10 protein-coding genes and 1 pseudogene are annotated in these 10,343 nt (G+C 70.2%); 10 read left to right on the top strand and 1 reads right to left on the bottom strand.

The window, feature by feature from the left end:
* Positions 1-889: ALF repeat-containing protein (locus BG452_RS39515; protein ID WP_188309169.1), on the bottom strand; the 889-nt coding region annotated here is incomplete at its 3' end.
* Positions 890-1,407: 518 nt separating this feature from the next.
* On the opposite strand from BG452_RS39515, the gene BG452_RS39510 reads away from it, so the two are divergent.
* From BG452_RS39510 to BG452_RS39470, 10 genes and pseudogenes are all read left to right on the top strand, one after another.
* Entirely contained in the window at positions 1,408-1,896 is a 489-nt protein-coding gene (locus BG452_RS39510) for a hypothetical protein (RefSeq protein ID WP_188309168.1), read from the top strand.
* Between the two features lie 108 nt (positions 1,897-2,004).
* Positions 2,005-2,448 carry a hypothetical protein gene (locus BG452_RS39505; RefSeq protein WP_188309167.1) on the top strand — a complete coding sequence of 148 codons (444 nt, stop codon included), beginning with the start codon at positions 2,005-2,007 and terminating at the stop codon, positions 2,446-2,448.
* Between the two features lie 68 nt (positions 2,449-2,516).
* Positions 2,517-4,334, top strand: a complete 1,818-nt coding sequence (locus tag BG452_RS39500; protein WP_188309166.1) for a trypsin-like serine protease — start codon at positions 2,517-2,519, stop codon at positions 4,332-4,334.
* A 177-nt stretch (positions 4,335-4,511) separates the two neighbouring features.
* Positions 4,512-4,898, top strand: coding sequence for an endonuclease domain-containing protein (locus BG452_RS48320; protein WP_188309180.1), 387 nt, complete (start codon positions 4,512-4,514; stop codon positions 4,896-4,898).
* Positions 4,879-5,577: a hypothetical protein gene (locus BG452_RS39490; protein ID WP_188309165.1), complete on the top strand. Its 699-nt coding sequence runs from the start codon at positions 4,879-4,881 to the stop codon at positions 5,575-5,577. The genes BG452_RS48320 and BG452_RS39490 overlap by 20 nt, the downstream gene beginning before the upstream one ends.
* A gap of 150 nt (positions 5,578-5,727) precedes the next feature.
* Positions 5,728-6,685 (top strand): annotated as a pseudogene (locus tag BG452_RS48315) (sulfatase-like hydrolase/transferase); the annotation flags it as partial.
* A complete protein-coding gene (locus BG452_RS48310; protein ID WP_411293090.1) occupies positions 6,683-7,228 on the top strand; it encodes a hypothetical protein in 546 nt (181 codons plus the stop codon). The pseudogene BG452_RS48315 and the gene BG452_RS48310, both read left to right, overlap by 3 nt.
* 61 nt (positions 7,229-7,289) lie before the next feature.
* The gene (locus tag BG452_RS39480; protein ID WP_188309164.1) at positions 7,290-8,267 is read left to right on the top strand and encodes a formylglycine-generating enzyme family protein; all 978 of its coding nucleotides are present in this window, start codon (positions 7,290-7,292) and stop codon (positions 8,265-8,267) included.
* An 86-nt stretch (positions 8,268-8,353) separates the two neighbouring features.
* Positions 8,354-8,773, top strand: a complete 420-nt coding sequence (locus BG452_RS39475) for a hypothetical protein (protein WP_188309163.1) — start codon at positions 8,354-8,356, stop codon at positions 8,771-8,773.
* A gap of 150 nt (positions 8,774-8,923) precedes the next feature.
* Complete coding sequence (locus BG452_RS39470; RefSeq protein ID WP_188309162.1) at positions 8,924-10,324, top strand: MFS transporter; 1,401 nt, start codon at positions 8,924-8,926, stop codon at positions 10,322-10,324.
* Positions 10,325-10,343 lie beyond the last annotated feature (19 nt).

Below are 10,343 nucleotides of genomic sequence, written 5' to 3'. Positions count from 1 at the left end.
TGATCGCGGTCCGCGCGGCTTCCCCGGCCCGCTCCGCCGCCGTGGCGGCGTTGTTCGCGGCGGCGGTGGCCTTGGCCGTGTCACCGCCTGCGGCCTGTGTCTCGGCCGCCGCGCGCGCGGCATCCTGCTTCGCCAGCTGTGAGTTGGCGACCGCCTTGTCCTTGGCCTCGATCGCCGCCGAGGTCTCGGCCGCGGCCTTCGCACCTGCCTCCTTGGCCTGCTGGGCTAGCTGCGCGATGCTCCCCCGTTCCTGGTCTCGGTTCTGGGCGATGTACTGCCCGACGGCCAGGAAGTCCCGGACGTCCTCGATCGAGCCGTTCAACGCAGCCCGCGCCGCCGCCTGTGTGTTCGCACCACCCGCGCTCAGGACCTGGACCAGCTTCACCCGGTCGTCCGCGTCCTTCGCCGCGAACTGCTCTTCCGTCAAAAAGCGTTGGACATCATCGGCGGATCCGCGCAGTGCGGCGTCACCGGCAGCCTGCAGTCCGCGGCCCGCCCCGGTGGCAGGGTCGATGATCCGGGTCGTCCACAGGCGCTGGTCCGCAGCCAGGGCCGACTGCCATCCGCTCTGCAGGAACGTCCGCAATTCGACGGCGGTGCCGTCGATGGCCTTGTTCGCGGCCTCGCGGACCTTGGGCCCGCCGAGGCTGGCGATCTGGGTGGCGGCGAGCAAGTCGTCGGCGTGCTCTGCTCCCGCGAGGTCGCTCTCCAGGAACCGCTTCACGTCCTGGTCGCCACCGGCGAGCGCGGCTTCGGCGAGTGTGTGCACGCTCGGGCCGCCCTTGAGCCAGGCCCCGAGTATGCGTTCCCGGTCACTCAGCTGGAGCTGTTCGCCGACTGGTTCGACGGCGACGGCATCGGGCAGCCCGGCTCCCACCAGGCCGGTCACCAGAGCGAGTGGCAGCAGGCTCAGGGAGAGCCTGCCCAGCAGTGGTGGTCTGCCCCTCCTCCTGCCCCGGCGCGGGCGGGATATCGAGTGATGCACCAAAACCTCCCCTTTCAACGTCGACCGCATCTCGGCCGCGAAGGGGAGTTTACTCAGATATTACGCCACGACAGTGAGCATGCCGAACCGGTCATCCCAAGGTAAATCGATAGCAATCCACCGACCTCCTGCAGGCATTGAGTATCGATGAGCTGACGCTCCATCGGAATGGGACTGTTTCCTATAAATCAGGACATTCCACCTGGCAATCGCGGATCCACAGTTGTCGCACTCTCGCTCCTTCTGGTTCGATGGGGCGGATTCAGCCTGGGACAGAAGAGGGGGAGTGACGACCCTCATCCCCCACCTCTTCTGGTGACGAACCATCAAAACTATCGGTTCTCCAGCAAGCCAGGCCCTTCATCAGGATCTTTTGCATCCGTGCCATCGGGCAACCCAAGAAGAAAAGAGTAGGGATAGTCATGGCAAAGCTTGCCTCCCGGCACCTTGCCGCCGGTCTCATCGCGATAGCGGCGACGCTCGGTGCCGGCACACTCGCCTCCGCCGAGAGCACTCCTGCGGACAACTCGGCCGCGCCCCCGGCGGTGGAGGACTTCACCTACCCCGGTCCCGCCCCGTTCGGCAACGTCAAGCTGCTGCGCGGCGACGGCCACATCATGCTGTCGGACTGCGCCGTCAACGACCAGATCAGCGTGCTGAGCATGGACCTGCCCAACGAGAGCGGGAACAGGATCTGCTTCCGCGCGACCGGCGGCAACGGCTACCTCGCACTGGAAGTGCCGAACGTGATCCGGATCCGGACGGACAACTACGCGCTCAGCGCCAAGATCACCAGCGAGGGCGTCTCCCAGACCGTCGACATCGCCAAGGGCGCCGCCGCCAGCGTCGGAATCGGCAGCGGCACCGGTTCAGGCAAGCCGGCCGTCCTCCTCGAGCTGCGTACGACCTGACCCTCAGCCCTCGCCCACCCTCCTGGAGTCCAGGTGATCCACGACTTCCTCCCCACAGCAAGACAGGCCCTCGGTGCCGCACGCCAGTGGCTCGCCGTTGCCCTCGGCATGGCCATAGCACTTGCCTCCGCAACTGCACTCGCCTCAGCTGACACCGCGCCGCCGCCCGCCGACAACTCGGCCCCACCCTCAGCTGTCGAAGACTTCGCCTATCCCGGCGCCTCGACCATCAGCAGGGTCAAGCTCCTGCGCGGTGACGGCGGGGTCCAGCTGGGCGACTGCTCCAAGCCCTCGCAGATCCAGCTGTGGACCCGAGCGCCGGGCAACCCCGACAACCGGATCTGCTTCACCGCTCCCTCCACGACCGGGTTCCTCACCCTCGAACTGCCGGACGTGTTCGCCGTACAGACCTCAGGCAGAGCCATCCGGATCGTCCTCACCGCCGCCGGTGCCTCCACAAGCACGGACGTACCCAAGGACGACCTCATCGGCGTCGGCGAAGGCCTGGGCCAGGCCCCGACCACCGCCGTCGAACTACACGTCACCGGCTGACTCGCTCTCAGGCTCTCCGCGCACCGCCTGCCCGCTGCGCCCACCCGCATCACCCAAGGACCGAACTCTTGTCTGACACCGCCCCCCTGGGCGCCGCTTGGAAGACCTTCCTAGCCTCCGCCACCGCAGTCGGCGCCCTCTCCGTACTCCCTGCTGCACCGGCCCACGCCGTGGTTGCCGACACGGCCGCCAACGGCACCTACACCGCCACCGCGCGCCTGGTCATCGGCGACAACTTCCGCGCCTGCACCGGCACGCTCGTGGACCGCAACTGGGTGATCACCGCCGCCAGCTGCTTCTCCGACGACCCCGCCCAGCCGCAGAATCTGCAGCCAGGTGCACCGAAGTGGAAGACCACCGCCACCATCGCCGGCAAGACCGTCGACGTCCTCGAGCTCGCACCGCGCACCGGCCGCGACGTCGTCCTGGCCCGACTCGCCGCCCCTGTCCAGGGCGTCGCCCCACTCGCCCTCGCCACCGCCACGCCCACGGCCGGCGAGAAGCTGCGTGTTCCCGGCTACGGGCGCACCAAGGACGAATGGGTGCCCGCCGCCCTGCACACCGGCCTGTTCAGCCTGGACAGCGTGAACCCGACCGCAATCGCCGTCACCGGCACGGGCGGCGCCGCGATCTGCAAGGGCGACACCGGCGCCCCCGTGATCCGCGAGACCAACGGCAAGGCCGAACTCGCCGCCGTCGCCTCCCGCTCGTGGCAGGGCGGCTGCCTGGGCACCCCCGCCACCGAGACCCGCACCGGCGCCACCGCTACCCGCGTCGACGACCTCGGCGCCTGGGTCCAGCAGGTTCGCGACACCGCCACCGCGCCGACCGCAAGCGCGGTCCACGACCCCGTCAAGCAGACCTCGACGGTGTTCACCGTCGACGACAAGGGCCGCGTCGTGGGCTCGTACAACATCAACGGCCAGGGCTGGAGCTCCTGGATGCCGATCAGCGAACGCCCGGCCGGCACCAAGCCGTTCGCCGGCTCGCCCACCGCCCTCTACAACCCGGCCACCAACGCCATCGAGCTGTACGCCAGGGACAGCGACGGCCTCATGTGGCGCACCTACTACACGGCCGACGCGCAGGGCTGGCGTCCCTGGGCCGGCACCGGCGCGACCAAGTTCACCGGCAGCGCCACCGCCGTCTACAACCCGGAGACCAAGACCGCCGAGGTCTTCGCCACCACCGTCGACGGCCCCGTCGCCCACACGTACTACTCCCCCGGCATGACCGGCTGGTCCGACTGGACCGCCATCCACGACCGGAAGTTCAACGCCACCCCCGGCGCGATCTACAACCCGGCCACCGGCGCGGTCGAGCTGTTCGCCGTCGAACCCGGCGGCGCCGTGTACCACACCTACTGGTTCAACGACGGCAAGCCGTGGAACGCCTGGCTCCCCCTGGACGGGGCCACCGTCACCGGCAGCCCGAGCCTGGTCTACAACCCCTCGACCAAGACCGCCGAGGTCTTCGCCACCACCACCGACGGCCCCATCGCCCACCGCTACTACACCCCGGGCATGAAGGACTGGAGCGACTGGACGAACATCAACGGCGACTACCGGTTCAGCAGCGCCCCCAACGCCCTCTACAACCCCGCCACCGACGCCATCGAACTCTTCGCCACCGGCCGCGACACCACCCTCTACCACACCTTCTGGTTCAACAACGGCAAGCCGTGGAGCGCCTGGGAGCCCCTGAGCGGAACCACGAAGCTCGCCGCCGGCCGGATCCCCGCCCCGCTGTTCAGCGCCTCCACCAAGACCGTCGACCTCTTCGACGCCAGCACCACCGGCACCGTCAACCACACCGCCTACAAGCCCGGCATGCCCGCCTGGGCCCCCCTGGACACCCTGCCCGGCACCACCCTGCCCACCAGCTGAGAACCCACCCGGCACGGAACGGCCTCCACGCCGGCCCGTTGACGGGACTGCCCGAAGAGGAACAGGGCCCGCCCACCCCCAGCCCGGGGGCGGGCGGGCCCGTTGCCGCCCGGACCGAAGCACCGCTGAACCGGCAAGGGACCGTCACGCCCACGCCCGACCCGCCTCCCGGCCTACCTGTCCAGGCCCCTGCCGCCCTACGACCACCGCCAGCGCCCCGCCGAACGCCTCCTCGCCTACCACCGGAACCGCTGCGCCGTCTGCGGCTCCACCCCGGAGCCCGGCCGCCCCGCCCACAGCGAGGACCACGACCCCCACACCGGCCTCACCCGCGGCCTCCGCTGCCACCGCTGCCACCGCTGCCACCCGCAGGCGGAGCGGGGCCGCCCCCTTCTGGGTACGGCGACCCGCCCCCTTGTGAGACGGGGATCAGCGGGGGCCGACTCCTGGATCCGCACGGCGGGCCGTACGCACGGTTGCTCCCCGGGGGTGACCGTCGACCCGATGGGCGGTTCTCGGGAGCCGGACGGCAGCACAATGAGCCATGAACTCCCGCCTCGATGATCCCGGCGAACCGTCCCCCGCGGGTGAGCCGGCAGAGCCGCGCGGCGAGCATTGGTGGCCGGTCGCGTCGGCCGTCCTGGTCGCCGCGCTGCTCCACGTCGCGCTCCCGCGCAGTTATCGCGAGAGCCCGTCGTGGGTGCTGCCGGCGGTCATGGTGGTGCTGTTGGCCGTCCTGATCGGAGCTGACCCCGGCCGGATCGATCGGCAGACACGGTGGCTACGGGTGGTGACCGACCTGATGATCGCGTTCATCACGCTGGCGAACCTCGGTGCTGCCGCGTCCCTGGTGGCGGACATCCTGACCGACAGCAAGCTCTACGCCGACAACGCGACGGGTCTTCTCGCGACGGGCGGGGTCATCTGGGTGACCAACGTGATCGCGTTCGCGCTGTGGTACTGGGATCTGGACCGGGGCGGTGCCGCCGCGCGGGCGCACCGGCCCTTCGCGGACCCCGCGTTCGTGTTCCCCGAGATGCAGCTCCAGCAGAGCACCTGCTCCGCGTGGGTCCCGGTCTTCGTGGACTACCTGGCGCTGGCCTTCTGGACCTCCGCGTCGTTCGGTCCGGCCGACACGTCGCCGGTCAAGCCGTGGGCCAAACTGCTGATGATCACTCAGAGTACCGTCTCGCTCGTGGTGGCGGCCCTGGTGATCGCTCGGGCGATCAACATCCTCAAATAGACCACTCCACCCGGACGGGCGTGCACCGGCCGGCCGACCGGCGGCGCGGGGGTTCACCGGTTCGCAGCACTGCGCACGGCGGGCGGCCCGGCCGACTCATAGCGTGGGAGCGGAGCAGGACCGGCGGGGCCGAGGAGAGGGACGCGGACGATGGCGGGCAAGCCGAACATTGTGGTGCTGTGGGGCGACGACATCGGGATCACGAACCTGAGCTGCTACAGCGACGGCCTGATGGGCTACCGCACGCCGAACATCGACCGGATCGCCGCCGAGGGTATGCGGTTCACCGACTACTACGCGGAGCAGTCCTGTACGGCGGGGCGTTCGGCGTTCATCACCGGCCAGAGCCCGTTCCGCACCGGTCTGTCGAAGGTGGGGCTACCGGGGGCGGAGCTGGGCATGCAGCCGCAGGACCCGACCATCGCCCGGGTCCTGAAGGAGCAGGGCTACGCCACCGGCCAGTTCGGCAAGAACCACCTGGGCGACCCGGGACGAGCATCTGCCGACTCTGCACGGCTTCGACGAGTTCTTCGGCAACCTCTACCACCTCAATGCCGAGGAGGAGCCGGAGGAGCGCGACTACCCCTCCGAGGAGGAGTACCCGGACTTCCGCAGGAACTACGGGCCGCGTGGGGTGCTGCACACCTGGGCCGACGGCCACGGCGGGCAGCGGATCGAGAACACCGGGCCGCTGACCCGGGAGCGGATGAAGACCTGCGATGAGGAGTTCGCCTCCGCAGCCGGGGACTTCATCCGCCGTCAGGCCGGCGATGACGTGCCGTTCTTCCTCTGGTTCAACACCACGCACATGCACTTCCGCACCCACGTCAAGGACGCGTCCCTGGGCCAGTCCGGGCGCTGGCAGTCCGAGTACCACGACGCGATGATCGACCACGACAAGCTGATCGGCGTGCTGCTGGATCTGCTGGACGAGCTGGGCATCGCTGAGAACACCATCGTGGTCTACGGCACGGACAACGGCCCGCACGCCAACACCTGGCCGGACGCGGCCACGACCCCTTTCCGCAGCGAGAAGAACTCCAACTGGGAGGGCGGCTTCCGCACTCCGGCCCTGGTGCGCTGGCCCGGTCACATCCCGGCCGGGGTGGTGTCCAACGAGATCGTCGCCGGCCTGGACTGGCTGCCCACCTTCGCCGCCGCGGCCGGTGAGCCGAAGATCGCCGACAAGCTCAAGGCCGGCACCACGCTGGACGGCCAGTCCTACAAGGTCCACCTCGACGGCCACAACCTGCTGCCCTACCTGACCGGTCAGAGTGAGCAGGGCCCGCGCAGGGAGTTCTTCTACTTCTCCGATGACGGGGACCTGATGGCGCTGCGCTACGACAACTGGAAGCTGATCTTCATGGAGCAGCGCTCGCCGGGAACCATGGCGCTGTGGGCTGAGCCGTTCACCGTGCTGCGCGTGCCCAAGCTGTTCAACCTGCGCACCGACCCGTTCGAGAAGGCCGACGTCACCGCGAACACCTACTACGACTGGTTCCTCGCCCACGCGTTCCTGCTCGTGCCGGCCCAGCGGGTCGTCGCGGACTTCCTGTCCACTTTCAAGGAGTTCCCGCCCCGGCAGAAGGCCGGGAGCTTCACCATTGACCAGGTCCTGGCCAATCTGGTCGCCGGAATGCCGAGTGCGTGAGCCCAGCCCGGGCACGAAGGGCTGCGGTGTTGTCGCACCTGCCCCTGCCTCCCTGCCCTTGATGCCCCTGCTGCCCGGACCAGCGGCGGGCGGTGACCGGCCGGTCAGCGCCCCGGAGGGCATGGTCGCCCTTCCCGCCGGACACTTCGCCATGGGCTCGGACCGGCACTACCCCGAAGAGGCGCCCACACGCTCGGTCACCGTCGACGCCTTCGCGATCGACCGCCACCAGGTGACCAACGCGCAGTTCGCGGCGTTCGTCGCGGCCACCGGCTACGTCACGCTCGCGGAGCGCCCGCTGGACCCGGCGCACTACCCGGGCCTGCCGGCAGAACTGCTGAAGCCGGGCTCGATGGTGTTCCGCCCCACCCCCGGCCCGGTCGACCTGCGGGACCTGAGCCAGTGGTGGGCCTGGACCCCCGGGGCCGGCTGGCGCCGCCCGGAAGGTCCCGGCTCCGGCCTTCGGGGCCGCAAGCAGCATCCCGTCGTGCACATCGCCCACCAGGACGCCGAGGCCTACGCCCGCTGGCGCGGGCACCGCCTGCCCTCCGAGGCTGAGTGGGAGTACGCCGCTCGCGGCGGTCTGGACGGAGCCGCCTACACGTGGGGCGACGAACAGCTTCCCGGTGGGCGCCGCCTGGCGCACTGGTGGTCCGGGCACTTCCCCTGGCGCAACACCCACCCCGGCGGCGCGATGGGCCCGGCACCGGTCGGCAGCTACCCCGCGAACGGCTACGGCCTGCACGACATGGTCGGCAACGTCTGGGAATGGACCTCGGACTGGTTCGCCCCCGCTCACGCTGTCACCGGCGGCCGCGACGCCGTCCCCTCCTGCTGCGCGCCCGACAGCGCACGACACGACGCGGAAGCCGCCAGCGTCGACCCGCGCGCCCCCGGCCCGGCGGTACCGCGAAAGGTCGTCAAGGGCGGGTCGTGGTTGTGCGCGGACGAGTACTGTCATCGTTACCGCCCCGCCGCCCGCCGCCCGCAACCGATCGACACCGGCATGAGCCACATCGGATTCCGCTGCGCAGCCTGACCACGCGCGGCATCCCCATCGAAACCAGTCCCCCGTCCCACAGGAGCACCGCGGGCAACCCCGTCGGACAGATGCAGGCCTCCGCAGTGGGCATCGCGATCAGTCCCGTCCCGTTGGTCGCGGTCATCCTCATGCTCACGCCCCGCGGCCGCGCCAACGGGATCGCCGAAGCGTTCGGACGGATCGGTTCCATCGGCGTGCTGACCGCACCCGTCGCGGCGTTCGGCGGAGGAATGCAGACGAGCGGTCAGCCGGCCCGCCAGAGCTGGTTCGGCGTCGTCTTCTTCTGCCGGCCCTCAAGCAGTGGCGGGACCGCACCCGCGAGGGCGAGGAAGCCGAACCACCGGCGTGGATGCAGGCCGTCGACCTCTTCGACCCGGCAATTCCGCAGGACTGGCCGCGGCGCTGGCCTGGCCCACCCGAAGAACCCCGTCCTGGTCGTCGGCGGCGCGATCGCAGGCCTACTCGGTGACCATCACAGGATCACTCGGGAAGGCGGTTTTTGAAGACCAGCCACTGCTGCGCGCCTCAGGCCCTGTGGTGACGGGCTGTGCGACGGTCGGGGTGGCGGTTGCGCTCCGGCGGCGTCGGCCGCGTGCGGGCGAGGTCGAGCAGCTCCGCGGACCAGTGGATTCGGTGAATGGGCAGGTGGCGCTATGGCGGGGACGGCATCAGCGGGGGCGCGGCGGGTGCTGGCCCCGCTGGCGTTGGCGCAGTTCATCTGCAGCTTCGCCGGCTCCAACATGAACGTGATGATCAACGACATCAGCGAGGACCTGGACACCACCGTGCAGGGTGTCCAGGTGGCGATCACGATCTTCCTGCTGGTGATGGCCGCGCTGATGATCCCGGGCGGGAAGCTGACCGACAGATGGGGCCGTAAACGCTGCCTGCTGGCGGGGCTGGTGGTCTACGGGGTCGGGGCGGTGCTGAGTGCGGCCGCGCCGGGGCTCGGGGTGCTGATCCTCGGAAACTCCATCCTGGAGGGCGTGGGCACGGCGTTGCTGATCCCGCCGGTCTACATCCTGACGACGCTGCTGTTCACCGACACGGCGTCCCGGGCGCGCGCGTTCGGCGCGATCATGGCGATGGGCGGTATCGGGGCGGCCGCGGGCCCGCTGATCGGCGGTCTGATCACCAGTGCGATCAGCTGGCGGGCCGCGTTCGTGTTCCAGGCGCTGGTGATCGTGGCGATCGTGGTGCTCAGCCGCCGCCTCGTCGATCCGCTGCCGCCCGACCCCTCCCGGCCCTTCGACACCGTCGGCGCGGTGCTGTCGGCGGCGGGTCTGGTGCTCCTGGTGACCGGAATCCTGGCGGTCGACAACAACGGCTGGCTGGCGCTGGGGCTGCTGCTGGCCGGTGCCGTGGTGGTGGTCGGTTTCTTCGTCTGGGTGCGCGGCCGGGAGCGGGCCGGCCGGGAGGCGCTGCTGTCGACGGCGCTGTTCCGTAACCGCACCTCCAACCTGGGGCTGGTCACGCAGAACACGCAGTGGCTGATGCTGATGGGCGTCTCGTTCACCGTGGCCGCCTATCTGCAGGTCGTGCGCGGCTACGACGCGATCCAGACCGGAGTCATCTTCACGGCCGCCACGCTCGGCATTCTCGCCTCCTCGCTGGCCGCCGAGAAGCTGGCGCGGCGCCGTCCGCAGCGCACCCTGATCATGGCCGGGTTCGTCGTGACGATCGCCGGCATCGCCCTGCTGCTGGCCCTGGTGGCCTGGACGCCCGGTGCGTGGGCGTTCGCGCCCGGACTGCTGCTGATCGGCCTGGGCCTGGGGGTGATGCTCACCCCGTCGGTCAACGTCGTCCAGTCCTGCTTCCTCGAGTCGCAGCAGGGCGAGATCTCCGGCCTGTCGCGCAGCATCTCCAACCTCGGGTCCTCGCTCGGCACGGCCATCGCCGGCACGATCCTGGTGTCGGGGCTGACCAAGGGCGCGTACGCGGCCGCGATGGCCGCGCTCGCGGTCATCGGCCTGGGCGGCCTGGCCGCCGCCGCCCTGCTGCCGCGAGTCGGCCCACCCGCCGCCGACGGGGCAGACCGGGCCACACCGCTGTAGCGGCGCGCGACCGGCCGGC

The sequence above is a fragment of the Streptomyces sp. CBMA123 genome (assembly GCF_014596465.1).
Classification (GTDB): Bacteria; Actinomycetota; Actinomycetes; order Streptomycetales; family Streptomycetaceae; genus Kitasatospora.
This window is presented reverse-complemented; position numbering and strand designations above follow the sequence as displayed.